This is a genomic window from Pseudomonas sp. FBCC-B545, from assembly GCF_059134095.1.
Window position 1 is genome coordinate 3,973,532 of sequence record NZ_CP101441.1, and the last position, 19,456, is coordinate 3,992,987.

At 57.6% G+C, this 19,456-nt stretch carries 13 protein-coding genes; 1 reads left to right on the plus strand and 12 read right to left on the minus strand.

Annotated features, from left to right (window positions below; all coding sequences use genetic code 11):
* Window positions 1-61: 61 nt before the first annotated feature.
* From tssM to tssB, 12 genes are read right to left on the minus strand one after another with little or no spacing between them, the layout of a single operon-like run.
* Window positions 62-2,545, minus strand: coding sequence for a type VI secretion system membrane subunit TssM (gene tssM / locus NMB39_RS18205; protein ID WP_494340304.1), 2,484 nt, complete (start codon window positions 2,543-2,545; stop codon window positions 62-64).
* Window positions 2,542-3,435, minus strand: a complete 894-nt coding sequence (gene tagF, locus NMB39_RS18210) for a type VI secretion system-associated protein TagF (protein ID WP_046072027.1) — start codon at window positions 3,433-3,435, stop codon at window positions 2,542-2,544. Before tagF ends, tssM begins: the two co-directional genes overlap by 4 nt.
* A complete protein-coding gene (locus tag NMB39_RS18215; RefSeq protein WP_494340303.1) occupies window positions 3,432-7,085 on the minus strand; it encodes a type VI secretion protein IcmF/TssM N-terminal domain-containing protein in 3,654 nt (1,217 codons plus the stop codon). The genes tagF and NMB39_RS18215 overlap by 4 nt, the downstream gene beginning before the upstream one ends.
* A 30-nt stretch (window positions 7,086-7,115) precedes the next feature.
* Window positions 7,116-7,829, minus strand: coding sequence for a DotU family type IV/VI secretion system protein (locus tag NMB39_RS18220; protein ID WP_046072025.1), 714 nt, complete (start codon window positions 7,827-7,829; stop codon window positions 7,116-7,118).
* Entirely contained in the window at window positions 7,826-9,169 is a 1,344-nt protein-coding gene (gene tssK, locus NMB39_RS18225) for a type VI secretion system baseplate subunit TssK (protein ID WP_494340302.1), read from the minus strand. The genes NMB39_RS18220 and tssK overlap by 4 nt, the downstream gene beginning before the upstream one ends.
* Window positions 9,166-9,819: a type VI secretion system lipoprotein TssJ gene (tssJ, locus tag NMB39_RS18230; RefSeq protein WP_494343368.1), complete on the minus strand. Its 654-nt coding sequence runs from the start codon at window positions 9,817-9,819 to the stop codon at window positions 9,166-9,168. Before tssJ ends, tssK begins: the two co-directional genes overlap by 4 nt.
* Window positions 9,820-9,856: 37 nt before the next feature.
* Entirely contained in the window at window positions 9,857-12,448 is a 2,592-nt protein-coding gene (gene tssH / locus NMB39_RS18235; protein WP_494340301.1) for a type VI secretion system ATPase TssH, read from the minus strand.
* Window positions 12,445-13,515 (minus strand): type VI secretion system baseplate subunit TssG, encoded by a 1,071-nt coding sequence (gene tssG / locus NMB39_RS18240; RefSeq protein ID WP_494340300.1) that lies wholly within the window; start codon window positions 13,513-13,515, stop codon window positions 12,445-12,447. Before tssG ends, tssH begins: the two co-directional genes overlap by 4 nt.
* A complete protein-coding gene (gene tssF, locus NMB39_RS18245; RefSeq protein WP_494340299.1) occupies window positions 13,479-15,311 on the minus strand; it encodes a type VI secretion system baseplate subunit TssF in 1,833 nt (610 codons plus the stop codon). Before tssF ends, tssG begins: the two co-directional genes overlap by 37 nt.
* A complete protein-coding gene (gene tssE, locus NMB39_RS18250) occupies window positions 15,311-15,793 on the minus strand; it encodes a type VI secretion system baseplate subunit TssE (RefSeq protein WP_046072020.1) in 483 nt (160 codons plus the stop codon). Before tssE ends, tssF begins: the two co-directional genes overlap by 1 nt.
* Window positions 15,794-15,818: 25 nt before the next feature.
* Entirely contained in the window at window positions 15,819-17,318 is a 1,500-nt protein-coding gene (gene tssC / locus NMB39_RS18255) for a type VI secretion system contractile sheath large subunit (protein WP_046072019.1), read from the minus strand.
* Window positions 17,308-17,856 (minus strand): type VI secretion system contractile sheath small subunit, encoded by a 549-nt coding sequence (tssB, locus tag NMB39_RS18260; protein WP_494340298.1) that lies wholly within the window; start codon window positions 17,854-17,856, stop codon window positions 17,308-17,310. Before tssB ends, tssC begins: the two co-directional genes overlap by 11 nt.
* A 529-nt stretch (window positions 17,857-18,385) precedes the next feature.
* Here tssB and NMB39_RS18265 point away from each other — a divergent pair.
* Window positions 18,386-19,405: a hypothetical protein gene (locus NMB39_RS18265; RefSeq protein ID WP_494340297.1), complete on the plus strand. Its 1,020-nt coding sequence runs from the start codon at window positions 18,386-18,388 to the stop codon at window positions 19,403-19,405.
* The last annotated feature ends 51 nt before the right edge of the window (window positions 19,406-19,456 follow it).

Below are 19,456 nucleotides of genomic sequence, written 5' to 3' on the forward strand. Positions count from 1 at the left end.
TGGTATCACCGAGCAAGCAGCCCCACTCGGCTACCAGTATTCTTTGCGCACACCGGTGCCATCACGGCTGTGCGCGCACTTCAATCTCCACACGTCGGTTTGGTTCCAGGCAACTGATCAGGTCGTTGCGTGGCAAAGCTGTGTCACAGCGCACCAAAGGTCTGCGACTGCCCTCACCGACGGCCGTGACCAGTTCCTGGGGCACACCTTTGCCGACCAGATAAGTCTTGATCGTCTCGGCGCGCTGGCGAGAAACCCGCAAGTTGCTGTCGGCGTCACCGATCTGGTCGGCATGACCGGCAATCACGATCGTGCCGACGTTGGGGGTATTGAGCAGCTTGGCGGCGATCTGGCCCAATTGCAGACGCCCCCCCTCCTTCAAGCTCTGTAGGTCCGCCCTACCGAACGCAAACAAGGTGTCCGATTCCAGTGTGATGGTCTCAATGGCACGCAGCGACTGCGCCAACAAGCTGTTGATGTAATTGCGCGAACTGGACACCAAGAATGCGTTGTCCATGATCCGTGGCACATCCGGTTCATTGATCTGCTCGCTGTAGAAAGCAATTTGCCGTCCGGCAGACAGGTAATCAGCCGCTTCGGGCTGAGCAGCTCCCGTGCTGGCTCTTATGTGACGAGCAATGCTCGGGTACCAGTAGTCAGGCATCGTCTGTTTGAGCAACAGTGGGTCCGCCTCGCCTTGCCACGACTTGGCGAGCATTTGGTAGGTCTCCAGCGTTGCCTTGCCGAACTTGGCGATGGAAGCCGCCCGGTTATCCTGGGGCAAAGCACGAGGCTCAACGCTGTCGACGCCGGTCACCGGGTGCTTATCCTGGGTGTTGCGCTGATACACCTTGATCGTCGGCAACAGTGACAACGAACGTGTCAAGTTGTCTGCGGTTGGTGTCAGCATCACCCGCTCCAGTTCGGCAAAATAATGCTCGCGCACCTTTGGCTCGATCACCCAACCTTGATAAAGACCCAGGCGCAGAGACCAGGGCACACCGGTTTGTCGATGTTGGCTGTAGTAGCCTGCGGCGCTCGCGCGCAAACGGTCCAGGCGCTGCCAACCGGCATACGCCCCAGGTGAATCAGCGTCTTGCTGAGCGGTTAGCGCCAAGTCGCCGACAAGACCCTCAATGGCCATTTTGTTCTGCCAGAAAGCCATACCCCACGCCCCACAAACGGCCAGCGCCAAGGCCGCGCCGCCCAGACGCCAACCTCGCAGGTGACGATCCTCTCGCCGGTTACGGCTGTACAGCGCCACCAGATGTTGATCCGGGATAATGACTTTCTGAAAGAGACTTTGGATGAACAGCGATTGTGGCTGGGCTGCCCCCTTTGTCGGGATCGATTGCGGATCCAGGGCAAATCGCTGGCTGACTTGGCGGATGTGTTCCCCCAACGTCGCGCATTGCGCATCCAATGCACTGGTGAAATAGAACCCGCGCAAAAGCGTTGCACTCTGATACGGGTTGGCTTGCAGCAGTGTGGCGACAAAGGCCCGCAATACTGGCTTGAACGCCATCAGTTCCAAAGGAAAGCGATACACCGTTGGATCGTCGCGCGTGATGCGGATGTCTTGCTGCACCAGCTGCTCGCCAGCCACCTGTTGCCAGTGACTGGCCCACACCTCCAGGGCCTGGGCAAAACGCGCTCCCCAGTCCGCTTGCTCAAAGTGAGCGTGGGGAAAGGTCGTGCCCAATACACCTTCCTGGTGCAACGAATGCCTTTGCCGGTAGAACTCGCTAAATCCAGGCAATAGGTCGCACTTGGTGAATACCAGATAGATCGGCAACGTCAGCTCCAGCAGCGCCTGCGCTTCCTGCACCCGCTCACGCAAACGCTTAGCCAGTTGTTCACACTGAAGCGCCGAAGCATTCAGCAAATCCTCCAGGCTTACCGTCACGATCAAACCATTCAGCGGCTGGCGAGGGCGGTATTGGCGCAGCAAGGTCAGAAATCCTCGCCAACGGCCCGCCTCCTCCGGGGTGTCCATGTAACGGCCAGCGGTGTCGAGCAACACCGCTTCGGCGCTGAAGAACCAATCGCAGTTGCGCGTCCCGCCCAAGCCCACAGTACGCATCCCCTCACGCTCAGCGTAAGGAAAATGCAGGCCAGACTGCAGCAACATCGAGCTTTTGCCGGAGGCTGGCTGGCCAATCACCAAATACCAGGGCAAGGCATACAGTGCATCCCGTGAGCGCCGTCCACGCGTACCGGCACGCAAGCGGGCGATACTCTGCAACAGGCGCTCACGCAACAAACTGATCTCTTCACGGTCGGCAGGGCTAGCGTTCAGCACCGCCTGATCGGCGTCATCGCGCAGCAGCACTTCCAAATCCTGATACTGCGCTGCCCCGCGATGGAGCAGCAGCACGTACAGCGACGAAGACAACAGAAAACCACCAATGCCCACCATCAAACTGCCCAGCGACGAGAAGCCTAGACGCACGCCAAGCCCCCAGATGACGAAGAGCATCAGGAAGCAACTGACACCGACTACATAGGGCTGATACTTCAAAAAGTAATACTTGAGCCGGTTCATGCGATCGTCCCCTGCTGGCGCGTCGAGCAAAACGCCACCAACTCTCGCAACGACTGCTCCGCCCTCATGGCAGGGAGTGAAATGCCAGGCTCAACGTGCAGCAACGAAGGACAGGACACTCCGCCCGTCAGGACGCGGTACGCCGTAGCAACTTGACGCGAAGCGAAACAGAGCAAGCCTGGGTGCATAAAATCATCCACCAGCACACTGACGGCCGGAACCTGTTCATGGCTTTGGACGTTCAGCCATTCACACCAGAAATCGGCCACCGGCCGCATCAAGCCACGCGCGGCCGGGAGTGGAAAATGCATAACCGGCGGTCGCGCTTTGCAGACGCTCTCACGCAAACCCATCAATCGTGCCGGCAAAGACACGCTATCCAAGTTAACGTAAGAAGGTTGCAAAGCATTGGCGACATCTTGTAGCTCGAAGTCATCCAGAAACTTCACATGTACACGTCGATACAAGGCCACGTCGGCGAGGTCCCACGGGCGCAAGGCTTTCAACTGTTGGAACACCGAAGCGGTGTCCAGCCCCTGCGACGCGTCGATCAATAGCGGTTTGATCTGCGCGGCGAAGACTTCACTCAACGTATGTGCATTGAGCCCGCTGTCGGAGGGACGGACGAGTTGAAAGATAAAAAACGGGTAACGCCGGCCACTGCTGTCATGCGAGCTGACCACCCCGCCCAGCAACCAGACGCCGGTCGTACTGACAAAACTGAAATAGCACAGGGGCAGCTCGTCAAAACGCGACTGCCACTGCACACTCTGATCGAGATCAACCAAGGTGCGCTGCAACCATAGATCGAACTCAGCCACTTCAGGCAATGCCCCATGCAGGCTGACGAAATCCGCGCTGGCGGGGATCTTTCCAAAGCAACCAATCATGTGCCGTCTGCCCGCGCTGCACCGCCCAGAGTACCGAGGGACTTCACGTCACCAAGATCGGTGAGGCGTACGCCGCCATAGTTACGCAGCACAAGGCTGACTTCCCCCCCTTGAACCGGCCAGGTAAAACGCTGACGTACCTGGTCCAGTTCGGAAACCTTGGCGCTGTCATTCATCTTCAACAGGCCCCAGCGTCCTGGGTAATCAAATACCGTCTTGCGCTCTCCGGTCAGAGTGACTACATCCAAACGCGCGCCAGGGCTCTGTGGGTTCCCCGGCCAAGTGAACCGGCTCCATTGCGGCTTGCCATTGCGGTAGTGTTGCACCTGACCGTCCAGCGTCAGGATGATATCGGTGAAGCGTTGGGACGGTTCAAGCATCACCTCAAAACCATTGCCGGGATCGGACAGGCTGGCGATCACTTCACCCAGTGCGCTGGCCTTCTCTATGCCCTGCAGCATGCGTGAACTCACCAGTGGGGCGCCGTTGCCGGCCCGGCTCATTCCCAAACCTTCACCGCCTGCCAAGTTGCCGATCTCATTGCGCTGGAAAGCCGGCATCAAGCCCGTACCGGGATCAACAAAACGCTGTAGATCCTTGACCGACGCCTCGTTTTGCGCCGCGGGGTTGATGGGATATCGATGCGCCAGGTTTTGCTGCCAGGGTTTTATGATCTGCTGCGACCATGCCTTGGCAACTTGCTCTCCGGCCGGGGCACGCAGGCTTTCCCAGGTGAACATGATAGGGTCATTGAAGAGGCGCTTCAGTGAACTGGAGAGGCTGTCCTGCGACGTCTCGATACTGCTTTCAACGTAGTTTCGCAGGTTGGTGACCTCCGTTGGCTGGCCGTCAAGGGTTTCGATAATCAGTTGCTTGCTGCTTTTACCCAGATCCTGGGAACGCTCAATATTGCTCAAACGCACTTTAAGTTTGCGCAGCGCGGCCAGATACCGGTCCATGACCGTGCGATCCGCACCATCCGGGTTTTCGGCTGAAAACAAACGCGAGACGCTGTCAAACTGGCTACTCAAAGCACCGTCGGTGAATGGCAAAATGGCCGCCAAACCGGCAGTAGCAGCCTCGGCAAGCGGCTCATCGTGGGGTCGGTCCCACGAGGTATTTTGATGGAGTGCCATCAGCACCTGCTTGAGCGGCGAGTTCTGAACATCGCTCAACGGGGCCAAGTGCTGCATTGCCTGTTCCAGGGTACTGAACTGACGCAGGCCTGTTCCTGCCAGGAACTTCGTCCAGGCTGCCGCATAGTCTCGCTTATACAGCGCCATCAGGTCCCGGATAACGTTGACCTTTTGCACCTGTTGATCGACGTCCTGGCCTTCCAGCACCCAGTCGCTGTCATGCTGCATGGAACCTGCGAGCAATTTTAGCAACGCCGGTTGCATGAACTGCTCCCAGCCCTGGCGGGTATACAGCGCAGGCACGGTTTGCGCGGAAAAGAGCAACTGCCGGCCAGGGCCTGAGACCATCTGGTTCAGGGCCAATGCGGGGAACTGCTGGTCGGACTCCAGCTGCAGCCGGAGGTACTCACGTTCCACCAGAGAGCTGGTGATCATCAAGGACTTGAGGCTATGGCGCGCAGCACTGACCAGGCTGTCATTGCGTGGCATTACCGGCGCGTCATCCTGGCGCACCATCTGGGCATAGAGTGCCGTGTTGCCATTCACTGAAGCGGCGCTCAACCATGGCCCGGCAGGTTCCATCACTTGACGCCATGCCGATGGCAGTGCAACAGACAGGAAGTCAGTATCGGGATGTTGTTGAGGTGAGGTCAGGATTAAATACAATTTCAACGCACTATAAGCCTCCACTAAAGTGGTCGCTTGCGTTTCATTGAGGCGTCCCACCACCTCCTCAGACAGGGCCAACCCAGCCCGTGACAGCGCGGCTTGTCGCTCGACATCCACGCTGCTTGCAACAACCGAGGCTGCTGCACGCGTGCCCTTTTTCGGCACGACAACCTCGTGGGGGTCATGGGTCAAATGTTTAGCCAGCTCGTTCAACTCGTGCAACTGCAATTGCAGGTGCCGGCTGATCGGGGCCAAGACCTGCCGCCGCAATTGTTCTCTGTAAGCGGCCTGCAACGGCACCTGTAACGCATCGACCGGATACAGTCCGGCGCCGCGAGCCCACGGCACACCGTGCTCGCTTTGCGTATTCAGCCGTTGCACTTGCTCGCGCAGCATCTCCAAGGTCGCCACGGCGTCAGCACCTGACGCCTGGTGAGCATTGAGGTCGTCCCTCAGCTCGGTCAGCCACAGTCGGGTCGCATGAAAGGCACTCGCTTCCCAAGCCAGCGCCCCAGCACCTGCCAACAAAGCGCCGGTCAAGAGCACGGGACGCCATGCATGGTTCACGCCCTGACGGGCGTAGTAAAGACCCAGCTCCCGATCAGGAAACAGTATTTTGCGAAACACGTCGGTGATGAAGTAACTTTTTTCACCGGCACGGTTGGCAATCACTTCGCCAGAGGGGGCCAACCCATAGCGTTCGCTCAGTTCATCTTCATGGATCGCCGGCAACGCCTGGCCGTCCTGCAAGGCACTGGTGAAATACAGGCCGCGCAAGAGCAAGGGCGCCTGGCTGGAGTCCGTACAGTCAAACGGCGCCAAGAAATCCGCCAGCACCCCGGACATATCCGCTAGATAGCGAGGAAACTGCAGGCGCTCAATCGCCCCCTCGGCCGATTTCGACACCTGCGCCCCTACATGCTGATTGAGCCGCTGTAACAAGGCACTGAATTTGCATTCCAGTACCTGACGCATGCCCTGCTTGCGCAATGCATCCGGATCGAAGGTCATGCCCAAGGGCTGCTGCCGTGCCCCAGCATCCAGCCCGTCAAACACCGCGTGGAAACCGGGCAATAGATCCGTCTTGCTGAGCATCAGATAAACCGGTGGGGTCACCCCAAGACTGGCGCTGTATTGCTGAATACGTGCCACCAGCTGCGCGGACAGAATTCCACGCTCCTCCTGACTGGCCGATAGAATTTCCGGCAGACTTACGACCAGCACCAAGCCATTGATCGCCGGTCGCCGACGTTGCCGCCTGAGCAGCTTCAGAAAACCAGTGAACTCATGAGCGGACTGCTCATCACTGAGGTAGCGACCTGCCGTATCGATCATTACGGCTTCGGGGCTGAAGTACCAGTCACAGTGCTGGGTACCGCTCTGCAACCCCGGCATCGATCCCTCGGCCACCCGAGCCGACAGGCCGGCTCGGGTCAGCAACGAGGTTTTACCAGAGGCCGACAAACCGATGACCAAGTACCAGGGCAGATCGGACAACGCAGCCGCACCACCACCGCCCGCCTCGGGCGCGGCCCTCAGTAATTTCACCGCGTGCTGCAACCGTTCCCGCAACACTTGGTGATCGCGAAACTCGCCACCCTGCTGTTCGCGGTCGACCTCAACACTGAGCAGGTGTTCAAGGTTGCGTTCAGTGCGAATTCGCGCGTACTGACGTAATACCACCCACAGCAAGCAGCAGGCACTGAACAGTGCCATGCCGACCCACACGGCCTCCCGCTCCACAGCCGTCCACACCAGCACCACAGTGCACAAGGCTATTCCAGACAGCCACACCAGCAACCAGAGAAACCAGAAATTTTTGATAACGCGCAATAGTGTCTTCATTACATCCTGACCTGAAGTGTCGACTGAGGCTTAAACGCCGAACAGGCGGCTGAGTTGTTCGGAAAGCACGGCCACGTCACGCTCAAGCAACCAACGCAACACCCAGAACACGATGCCGCAGCCTGCCGCCAACAGCGCCATGTACAGCCAAATCGGGACTTCATAGCGCAGCAAGTGCGAGACCTGGTCAGGCAACGCCCAATCCGGCGACAGTGCCTGCGGCACCTGTTGCCCCCTGGCCAAATCCTGGCCCAGGCTGTTGGCGATGTACGCCAGTTGCTCTTTCTGCTCCAGGCTGAACTTGCCCTCAAACCCAAGCGCCAGGCACAAGTGGTAAACCTCCAGGACATCGCGGTTTGCCTTCACGTCCACGCGCAACTGCGTCAGCTTGTCGAACAGGCCTTCGCCTGCGAGATGCACGCCGAAATACTGGAACTGCAAGGTGTGTACTTCGAAGTGTGAGCGCAGCGGACTGTCGCCTGCCCGCAACACGCTCTCGTCGAGAAAGGCACAAAGCGCGTATTGCGTGTCCCTGACCTGCTCGACACTGTAGCCGGCGGCACGCGCGCTCTGTTCAAGGCCCTGAAAGAACCCATCCACGCTGCGCACGAACTGCGTCACGTCTTGCACCTGACTTCCGCGACGGATCAACAGGGCCATGGATAGAAAATCGCGCACGAGATCCTTCATCAACGTTTTTTCTCCGGGCGCGGAAACCACGCCCAACGTCTGTGCAAAAGTCATTTGGGCACCGCCATCAGTTCGAGCTTGAGATCTTTAAAGGCGTTGGGAACGTAGAAACAGATGGCCTGAGCAGCCATCATCCTTTCGTAGACCTTCCCCTGGGGTTCGATTGCGAAGTAGTGGTTATCCAGGCGCAGCGCAATGGCACTGGGCAGCCTCGAAACAGGATTGAGCACGACACCGGGCATCGCAGCATTGACCACCACTTCAATTTCATCAGGCGCGCCCACCTTGAAGGCCCGCGGCACCAGCTCCAGCAACTTCGCGCCGGGCATATCGGCTTGCACTGCAATATAGAAGTCCGCGTCCGCCAAACGAGGGTCGCGCAAACGCCCTGTATAGAAAGAAGGCTTGTTCTGTTCGAGGTCGATGACAATGCATTGGCTGGGCACCACGTTGTCCAGCAGATCACGGATCAAAGCATCCAATTTCAGTAAGGCTGGCGCTGGATCTTGATGGTCGTATGCCGGAATATCCGTCAGCTCGTCTCGCAAGGAAAAGGTCAGCAAACTGCCCGTCAGCTCAGCCAAGCATCGATACAACTGTTCCGGGTGCACGCCGGGGTGCTGGAGCAGATGAGCCAACTCCGTATAGGCTCGGTTCACAGTATTCAACAACCAGAACAAGGTCACGTCGCTGCTGCCAAACTCGACAACCTGATCGCCACGCTCGCGTCGGCGCGCGCCCAGCAACTGGCTTTTGCCCTGTAGTGCCGCAAGGAGACGCTTGCCCACCACCAAGGGTGTGGGGTGGGCACCGAGATGCAAAGCGGGTGGCACGAACTGCTCGTCGCATCGAAACCCACCCGTAGCATCCCGGACCAAACGCAGCAATGGACAAGCTGTGTACCCATCCAGGTCATCGCCCTCGATAAGCAGCACCGGGTTTAAACGCAGGCGGGTGATCTCGCTCTCCAAATCACCTTCATTCAGGTCGGGAAGCGCGTCGAAGCGTTTGCAAAAACGTCTCGGGATGTGGGTAGCCTGCGTGTCATCCTGGTAATTGGCTCCTGCAGGCTGCGACAACCTCAAGGCCACGAAAACCTTGAGGTGCGCCTCCTTGAATAGCTCATTCAGGTTTCGAGCGGGTGGCAGGAGGTCGTGCTGAGGAGCATCGAAAGCGGTGCCGTCAGGGAACACCAGCTTGAGCCGCGTCAGTTGTAATCGGCCTTCCGCCAGCGCATCACTGTCCAACTCCAAGGCTTGCACGCCCCAAAAGAAGGGGGTGCCGCGCATGGTTGCCTGAGCTTGTTGATGTTGGTGAAAAGCGTCCTGGTACTGGAAGTGCTGAGGCAGCATGAACATGCCCTCGTACCACATCACGCGATTGTGCTGACTCATAGCACTACCTCGGCCGAGGACGGCGAAGGGGTTTCATCGACTTCAAGGGCCACTTCGGTGTTATCCGATTCGGGATCACTCCAGCGCGCCACCCCGTCGAGCACATCGACCCCACTGGCAGCCACCACACGTGAGCCCTCAAGCAATACACGTACGCCGTCCGGGGAAAACCACAGGCCGTCCTTGCGCAAGGAATCCGCCGCGAAAGCGATTTTCCACGGTTGCTCAGAAGTGTCATGAAAAAAGGCTGCAACCCCGACAAAGCGGGTGGCATCGCCCAACGGCCAGTCCTCGACATGGCCAATGCCAGGCAACACTGTCAGCTCACGGGTATCCAATACGGTGGCGCCCATTGTTTGCTGCGGGACCGTCCATAAGGCATCAGCACTCGCGGCCACGAATGGCTCCAGGCGAGACAATTGATACACCCGGACGACCACGGAGAGCGGCTCTCCATCAGTCACCGTATTCAGTTGGTTACCGCCATCAATCGTCATGCGCAGGCGATCAGGGCTACTGAACATCATGTCGTTTACCCACGAGTCCCCCATTTTCCGTCCCGCCCGATCAGTCACTCCGCATGCGCTCAGGCCGAGCGCAAGCAGCACCAAGATTCCTATCCGGTACATAAATGTCCTCAAAATTTCCATGTTCAAGAGTGCAGCAGGCCATCCTGCGCAGCAGCTACTAACTAAGGCTCACCACAAACCCGCCATCCATACCCACGTCGACCTCCGCACGTTGAATGGACAAATGTTGGGCCATTCGCTCCAGCACACAGCTCGCCAGTTCGGGCATCAAGGCGCCGGACAAGATGTTGTCGATGTTGCGGGCGCCGCTATCCACCTCAGTACAACGCGATGCCAGCGTCGTCGGCACAGCCTCAGTGATGTGCAAAGGCACGTGGTAGTGACGCTCGAAGCGTTGCTGGATGCGCGCCAATTTGAGCCCGACGATGCGTTCAAGAATGGCGTCCTGCACCGGGTAGAACGGCACCACCTGCAAGCGCCCCAGGAAGGCGGGTTTGAAAGCCTGCTGTAATGCCGGCCGCAGTTCTTCGATGAGCTGCTCAGGACTGGGTAGCGCGTCGGACTGATGACAGGTACGCAGAATGTGGTCAGTGCCGACATTGGAGGTAAGCAAAATCAGGGTATTGCGGAAGTTGATGGATCGCCCTTCGGCATCGTCCAGCATCCCCTTGTCGAACACCTGGAAAAACAGCTCCAACACATCGGGGTGAGCCTTCTCCACCTCGTCGAGCAGCACCACGCTGAATGGTTTGCGCCGCACTGCTTCGGTCAACACGCCGCCTTCGCCATAGCCGACGTACCCTGGCGGCGAGCCTTTGAGTGTGGCAACGCTGTGGGCTTCCTGGTATTCGGACATGTTGATAGTGATCAGGTTGCGCTCGCCGCCATACAAGGTATCCGCCAGCGCCAATGCCGTTTCGGTCTTGCCCACCCCGCTCGGCCCGAGCAATAGAAAAACACCGATCGGTTTGTCGGGGTCTTCCATATGCGCCCGAGACACCTTGATACGCTTGCTGATTGCTTCCAGCGCGTGGTCCTGCCCCAACACCCGCTCGGCGAGGAGCTGGGGGAGCTGTTGCACCGTATCGATCTCATCGCGCAGCATCGTGCCCAGTGGAACCCCGGTCCACCCGGCAATCACCTCGCTGACGGCAGCACCATCCACCTGAGCGTGGACCAAGGGGTTGTCACGCTGGACCTCAGCCAACTGCCCCTTCAAGCGCATCAAGGCATCGAAACTGGTCTCGGTTCCCTGGCGCAGTTGCACACTCAGTTGATTCACTTCGTCAACCAGAGCCCGTTCGCGCTGCCACTGCCCCGACAACACATCAAAGTGTTGTTGTACGCCCGCCAACGCCTGCTCCAGTTCGTCAAGCCGGCGCTGGTGTGGCGTCCCGGTGCGGGCCTCCTGCTCCAACAATTCACGCTCGCTGGTGATCTGCTCAATTTGAATGACACAATCGTCCAGTGCCGCTGGCGTGGTGGACTGAGCCAGCGCCACGCGCGCGCAGGCCGTATCCAGCACGCTCACGGCCTTGTCTGGCAACTGCCGACCGCTGATATAACGGCTCGATAGACGCACGGCCTGTATCAGTGCCTCATCCAGTATCGCTACGCCGTGGTGCGCCTGCATTTTTTCAACAAGCCCCCGCAGCATGACCACCGCCTGCGCCTCGTCCGGCTCTTCGACTTTGACCACCTGGAAGCGACGAGCCAACGCCGCGTCTTTCTCAAAGTACTTCTTGTATTCCGCCCAGGTAGTCGCGGCGATTGTGCGCAACTCACCCCTCGCCAACGCGGGCTTGAGCAAATTCGCGGCATCGTTCTGTCCAGCCTGGCCGCCGGAGCCAATCAAGGTATGGGCTTCATCGATAAATAGAATGATCGGATGCAGGCTGCGCTTGGTTTCCTCTATCACAGCTTTCAACCGTTGCTCGAACTCGCCCTTCACGCCGGCACCCGCCTGCAACAGCCCTAAATCGAGCGTGTGAATGGCAACCTCGCGCAGCACCGTCGGCACCTCGCCCTGGACAACGCGCAGGGCCAACCCTTCCACAACGGCGGTTTTTCCCACACCCGCCTCACCCGTGAGGATGGGGTTGTTCTGCCGGCGACGGGTCAGGATGTCGATCATCTGGCGCACTTCCACATCTCGCCCCAACACCAAATCAATACGCCCTTCCCGAGCACTTTGGGTCAGGTTCACCGTGTACTGATCCAAAGCCGGCGTTTTGCCCGATCCGGCCGTCACCGGCGAGGCCGATTGATCCAGGGCAATCGCCTCCGCTGTACCTTCTACCAACTGGACAAGTCGGTTGCGCAAATCATCGGGATGAACCTTCTCCAACTCCGCTGCCGAAGCCAACACCCAGCGCCTAAGCTCCTGATCATCAAGCAAGGCAAGCAGCAGGTGGCCGCTGCGTACGCGCTCTTGACCGTACTCAATGGACGCCATCACCCACGCCCGTTCAATCCACCGGGCAATCTGCGGCGACAGTGCTGGCGTGCGAGTGTTGCCAACCTTGAAACCTGTTAGGGCTGTGCGTAATTGAGCCTGCAGGCGTTCTGTCACGACCTCGTAGTGATGAAGGATAGGCCGCATGTCGCAATCATCGATCGCCAGCAGTTGCAGCAGCACATGTTCAACCTCCACGTCGTAGTGGCGCTCGTTCAAGCACAATGCAGCAGCATCCTCGGTCGCACGGCGGCTGAGGTCATTCAGTTTGGCAAACAGAGTTTTCAGGTTCACAGCAGCGTGCCCTCATAAGGAATACGGAAAATCGCACAACGATCAGGGCTGGCTTCACGTGCAGGACGTTGCAACCAACCCAGCCAGCCCAGTGCCAGCCCACCGTTTCGACTCAAGCGCGCCTCGGGTACCGCGTCGGCACGCAAGATGGGGGCAATCTCAACATCCAGGAATGCACCGATGTAGAAGCGAGCCAGTTCCAGCAGCTTGCAATAGTCGTCGGTGCCCGGCTGAAAGCGCCGATAGTCATCCAGGCTGAGCGGCCCCAACTCAATACGAAGGCACGATTGGTAGTCCCAGACTCGCTGGCCAGCCACCGAGCCGCGTCCCAACACCGCATTACGTCGCCCCAATTGGCAGCGTTGCGCGGACGGAAGCGGCAGCCAGCGACCGACAAAGCTCTTCACAACACAGGGCACGGCGAAGTAGTAAGCCAGCATCAATTCCAGGTTCTGCGGCGTACGCCGCTGTTGCGCCAGCAGGCCGGAGAAGTAGCTGAATACATCCCGAGGCAGCGCCGAACCGCCCTTCTCAATCTGCCGTTGCTGCACCCTCGTGCCGAGCCCCAGCAACATGTGCAGGTAACGATCAAAGTCCGAACGCCCCTTGCGCTCATGCTCAATATGAAACTTGTACTTCTGCCAGGCCTGATAAAACAGCGCCGTCATCCGGTGGGAAAACAGATCCAGAAAGGCGTGCCCGGCGTCATCGCGGTTTTGCATGTGGCGGGCCATCAGCATTTCGGTATAGGGCCGGGGTAGCACGCCGGAAGGCCCCACCAACCCCATGAACGTGACCTGCACCTCGGACAAGGGCAAGCCCGATAGCGACATACGCTCAGCCCGCTCAAAGCGCAGGTCACTGACATCGCTGGCAGGAAAGTTCAGCGACAGCAACGACCGAAACCGCAGCGGATCATCGTGGGGACGCGCTTCAGGATCAGTGCGCCCCGTCTTGCTGTAGTGCAGCCGCAGCAAACGCACCAGTTGAAAGAACTCAAACCGGTACGGCTGTGACCGCGCCTGATCAATCAGACCAGGGCTTGAGCGCCGGTTCTTGGTGGCCATTGCACGATTCTCTTTTCTCGTTGCCGAGACTGCAGGGTGAGTTGGGTAAAACTGTTGAGCGAGCAATACAGCCCGAAGAAGTGGTCCAGCACCTGGCCGAACAGGAACACGCCACCGCCGATGTACTGGCTTTCGTCCAGCTCCAGCGTCAGCCCCACGCCACGAACAACGCTAGGCCGAGGGTGCCCGACCAGTGCCACCGTTGGCGCACTGCGCAACCAAACAATGCCATTGATCTGCTTTCGCACTGCAGAGGCTTCCCGGTAGTTGTAAAGACTGAGCAGCTCCAACAACACCTCGCGCCCGTCATGGGCCAACGACAAATGGTTGAGCGACAGGTGCGACACCAGGCGCCACAGCAACCCTTTGCCCTGCGGCAAGCGAACAGAGGGTGTGGGTTTGCGCAGGCAGCGGACTCGCTGTACCACCGAGTCGCCCTCCAGGAAAAAATCACTGCCCGTGCCGCCATAAGGCAACAACCTCGGTAAGTCGCGGTTACTGCAGGTCAACGTCAAGCTGAGGGTATCCTCGGTGCTGTCAACCAACTCCAACTCTCGATCGACCAGGCGAATCGCCAAATCGGTACCGGTTTTCTGCCCATGGGCCACCGAGCGGCGCCGGGCGATCCAATAGCTACCGTCGTCGGAGACCGAGTCGCGCGGCTCGAAGAACGGTCGACACGGCTCGACCTGTTGCTGACGACCGACTTCCTTGATCCGCACGACACGGTCAATCGACACGACTTCAGCAAAGCGATGTTGGCGACCATCCGGTACCACCGGGTACTCATGCTGGGTATGCGTCAGCTTGATCGGCTCAGCCTGGTGGCGGAACAAATTGACCACAGGCGTGCAGTTGAGCTTGAAGTGACTCGCATTGAGGTTCTGCGCCAACCTTGTCAGCCGCTCGGGCACATCGTATTCAGCGAAGTACAGGTTGACCTCCACCTCCTGCACGGCTTTGCCGGCCAGCGCACGCCCCAGACCTTCAAGGTCGAAGAACATGAATTTGTCGGGAAAAGTGAAATATTCATGCAACAGCCGGTAACCCAGGAAAGAACGCTCGGAATAGTCGATCAAGCCTTCTTCGGCGCAGTAGCCGACCGCCTTCACTGCACCCGGCGGCAATGCGACTTCCCGGCGCTGACCCGCTTCGGTGAACACCAACACAGCCCTGGCCACGTTATTGAACAGCAGCTCGTACAGATGAAGCGTCAACGTGCTTTCGCCATCAATGAAAAACCGCAACGGCTGCAGCACCAGATCACCAAAGCAAACCTCAGTGGTCGTGCACAGACCGATTCGCAAACACGCCTGATGCTCCGTCGTACGGCTGGTGAACGCCGAACGCTCGAGCTCCATAAACGCCACATCGGCCACCCTGATAGGCCAGAGCGTCACGGGGTAACAGGTCCGAAACGAACAGGAAATGCCGTCCACTTCCTGCGACTTCAATTCGCTATGACGCTCGATGCAGTAACCATCCGTTACCGCACTGCTGTCACCGGCAGAGAACTCCACAATCGACAACGAAGGGGTTGGCCGCAGGTAATGCGGATACATCACGTCCAGAAAGGCTTCGACGATTTCAGGGAAATCGTCATCCAGTTTCTTGTGCACTCGCGCCGCAAGAAACGAGAACGCTTCTATCAGGCGTTCCGCATGGGGGTCTTCACACTGGTCGCCGTCCATCAGCAACCGTGAAGCAATTTTCGGGTACTGTCGCGCAAACTCCTGCCCCAACGTGCGCAGGTGTGACAGTTCCTTTTCGTAATAGGGCAACAGATCGCTATGCATCAGTTCAAATTCTGCACGGTGTAGGCTTGAGTGTTGACCTGCAACACAGCGTCGAACGACACCTGACGTGTCGTCTCAGGCAGGCGCAACAGCGCATCCACCCGGAACGTCAGTTGCCGCTGTTGCGGCAGCGAGTCCAGTAGCTGGACACGAACGTGGCGGAAGCGACGATCACCGCTCTCGATGGCCTGCTTGAGTTGCAGCCGAATCTGCGTGCGGTCCTCGGGATTGAGCAGGCCCTTACTCGTAAAATCAGGCAACCCGTACTCCAACAATGAGCCGCGCAGTTGAGGGAACGCACCCAACAACTGCGTATCAATGTGTTGCCGAGTATTCACGAGGGTTTCCAGATCGCGCACTAAACTGGCCGTGTAATCGGCCAGCGAATAGAGGCGTTGCGCGCTACCTTCCACCGCCTGATGCGGAGCTTCGTCACTCAACCGATCAAACAAGGTCGGCAAAAATCTGGCGGGCGTGTTCATAGGGCCATCCTGGCACGGGTACGGATCAGCTACGGGTGGATTTCGGCAACTCAGCGACCAGGCGCAATGACGCCGTCAGCTCATCCAGTTGGTAATGGGGGCGCAGGTAGCTCACCGACTTGTAGACACCGGGTTTGCCTGGCACTTCAAAGACCTCGACCCGAGCTTCGCGCAACGGGTTCTTGGCTTTGGCCTCCTGACTGGCGGTGTCATCCAACAACACATAGCTGGAAAGCCAATTGTTGAGGTACGACTCCACGTCCTGGCGGGAGGCGAAACTCCCCACCTTGTCGCGCATGATTGCCTTCATGTAGTGGGCGATCCGCGAGGTGGCAAAGATGTACTGCAGCTGCGCCGAAAGCCTTGCGTTGGCATTGGCGACGTCGGTGTTGTACTGCTTCTGCTTTTGCATCGACTGCGTAGCGAAAAACGCCGCGTGGTCAGTGTCTTTACGATGCACCAATGGCACGAACCCCAGGTCCGACAACTCCTTCTCACGCCGATCAGTGATGGCGATCTCCGTGGGGCATTTAAGGGCCACTTCGCCGTCATCGGTCATGAAGGTATGGCTGGGCAAGCCCTCCACCAAACCACCACCCTCCACCCCACGAATGGCTACGCACCAGCCGTAACGCGAGAAGGCCTGGGTAACCTGAGTCGTCAGTGCATAGGCCGCGTTGACCCATAGATACTTACTGTGGTCGCGGCCATCCACATCTTCCTTGAAGAGGAATGCTTCCACCGGCGCTGTATCCGGCCCATAGGGCAGACGCCCCAATACATGCGGCAACGCCAATGCGGCATAACGTGAATCTTCACTGTTGCGAAAGGATTTCAGCTTGGTGTATTCGACCGTATCGAAGATCTTGGTCAGATCCCGAGGGCCTGCCATGTCGGTGAACGAATCCCAACCAAACATCTCGGGCGAGGCCGCGGAAATGAACGGCGCATGGGCAGCCGCGGCCACATGGGAGATCTCCTCCAGCAGGTACATGTCCTCCGGGCTGCGAGAGAACTTGTAATCCCCCATCAGCATGCCAAAAGGAGCGCCGCCAAAGGTGCCGTACTCCTCCTCGTACACCTTTTTGAAAAGCGCGCTCTGATCAAACTCGGAAGCCGCTTTCAAGTCGCGTACCAAGTCCTTCTTCGAGGCATTGAGCAACTTGATCTTCAGCGTCGTACTGGTTTCGGTGTTGTCGACCAGGTATTTCAAACCGCGCCAGGACGCTTCTAACTGCTGAAACTCGTCAGCGTGCATGATCTCGTTCAGTTGCTCGGACAACAACGCGTCGATATCGGCGATACGCGCATCGAGCACCGCCATCAAGTCCTTGCTCGGCGTAACCGCCCCCTCAAGCACCTGCCCGACCAGCTCACCAATGAGGTCACGCGTACGTGTGCGCTCAGTCTCAGAGCGGGCCACACGGCTTTCAGAAATGATGCTATCGAGCAGAGAGATCTGTGGAGCAGCCGCTTCCAGCTGTTCAGTCGAGGTCTGTGGATTGAGTGAAGAGTTAGCGGTCATGATCGACTCCCTGAGGAGTGCTGGAAGACGCTTGGCCTTGACGGCCAAACTCTTGGCTGAGTGCCCGAAGCTTTTCAGGGTCTTGAATAACCTCCTGCAGCATCTCTTCCAACCGATCGTTACCACCCATCTTGTTGCGCAAGTCCGCCAGCTTGCTGCGCAACTCCAAGAGTTTTCTCAGTGGCTCCACCTGCTTGACCACATTCTGTGGCTCGAAGTCATCCATGGCATTGAAGTTGAGCTCAACGCCCAGTTGCGTGTCATTTTTGGCCAAGGTGTTATCGACGCGATAACTCAGCCGTGGCTTGATGCCCTTGAGCACGCCATTGAAGTTATCGCGATCAATGAGGACGAACTTACGATCCTTCAGGCGCGGCAGTGGCTCCAGCGGGTGACCAGAGAAGTCGCCCATCGCACCGACCACGAACGGCAACTCCTTCTGTTCAATGGCTTCTCCAACTTCAACGTCATAAGTGATTTGCACACGCGGCGCACGAATACGGTCGAGCTTGTGCTGGGTACTTTCCATCTTTGCCATCTGGCGAACTCCTTAATCGTTCTTCATCCGTTGCTCAAAATCTCACACATTTTTTATACAGATGAGTCGGAACCAAATCATCCCGCACACCACAAAGCCTCACATCAAACGCCGCACACCGTAACTGCCGAAATCAGTACAAACAATCAGACCCATTACAGTTTCAAGTAGCCCTTTTCGACTTGAATTGAAGGACCGTTCCTACAAAGAATAAATTTGTAATTTTTGTCGAAGAACAACTTACAAAACATTTCAATCGGCCCATTCCGTCCTCGCACGCAGCTTTACACGTCTACAGCTCTAGTTCGCGGGATTAGGGCGAAGTCCAACAACGAACAGTACCGTTTTATAGCGCAGATTTTTTACAAAAATCAGTACAGATAGTTCGTCGCGTTACAATTCCCTGGCTTGACAAGAGTTTTCCAAGAATGTCTCCTTTGCGACTTTAAATGCGAGTGAATACCTGCATGAGCATCATGAATGCTGATGACTGAATCACTCGCGTCATGGCGCTTACAGGAACTTATGGATGAGCAATAGACTGTATCCCTGCTCGGTGAATGACCCGCTGGGTGAGGGCACGCATAGTGGGTTACTTGGGCATGGCACACTGCCTTGGCCGAGCGTAATCGCAGAGCGCCATTTTCCTACAAGCATGTCGATTAGTGGCTTTTACGCGACTGACGAACTGAGCGCGGCGCACTTCATGGTGGCAACGCTTAGCGATCCGGATAACGGACTGGATGCTCAGGAGCACGAACAGATGGCGTTGCACCTGAGTTATCTACTTTCAAAGGTAAAAGTTGCAGGGTATGTCACGGCGCGTGAAGTCAAAGAGCTACATCAGAAAGCGCAGTCGATTCCGGTGATTGGACCGGCGCTCTTCTCTCTCTCCAGTTTACCTAGCACTACAGCTGCACTCGCAGGTCTTATACATGCGCCTTTTAAGGCTGGACGACTAGTGGACATGCTAGATCTGTCACCCGAACTCAAACGGCAGTTGGTTAATTGGGCGAATACCCGTGGAAAACCAGGAAGCGTTTCAGCCAAACGAGCCTTTAAACAACGAATCAAGCTAGTGCGAATTCAAGGGCAACTGCATTTCGAGGTGCCAGCCAATGCACGTGCTCAGTTTTATACAATCGGTGGAAAAACCGCATCAAATGCTATCAAACTTCCAATTTATCAAGCTGCCGAGGCTCTCCGCAGGAGGGTTCCAATCACTCCCAGTGCCTACAGCGCCCGGGGTATTGGCCGCATACTCACTGGTACTACTGCTGGAGCTCTCCTAACCGTTGGACCACAAGCCATTATAGATGGAACCTCATCAAACGGCTTTAATGACTTCCTGAATAAAAGTGCTTATAGCCAGTCCACTAATGTAGGAATTATAATTTTAAGTTCGGTTGTTGGATTGGCGGGACTATCTGCGATGGCCACTATCGCTATCGTTATAGCCGGAGGCATCATCATTCACGCCCTCATGAATATGGGAGAGTATAGCGCTAACGAGCGAATAGGTGATGCATTAACAGGAACGACACGATGATCCGCACAGACAAGCAATATTTCCTACACAACCTCAATAGCGCCGTATTCG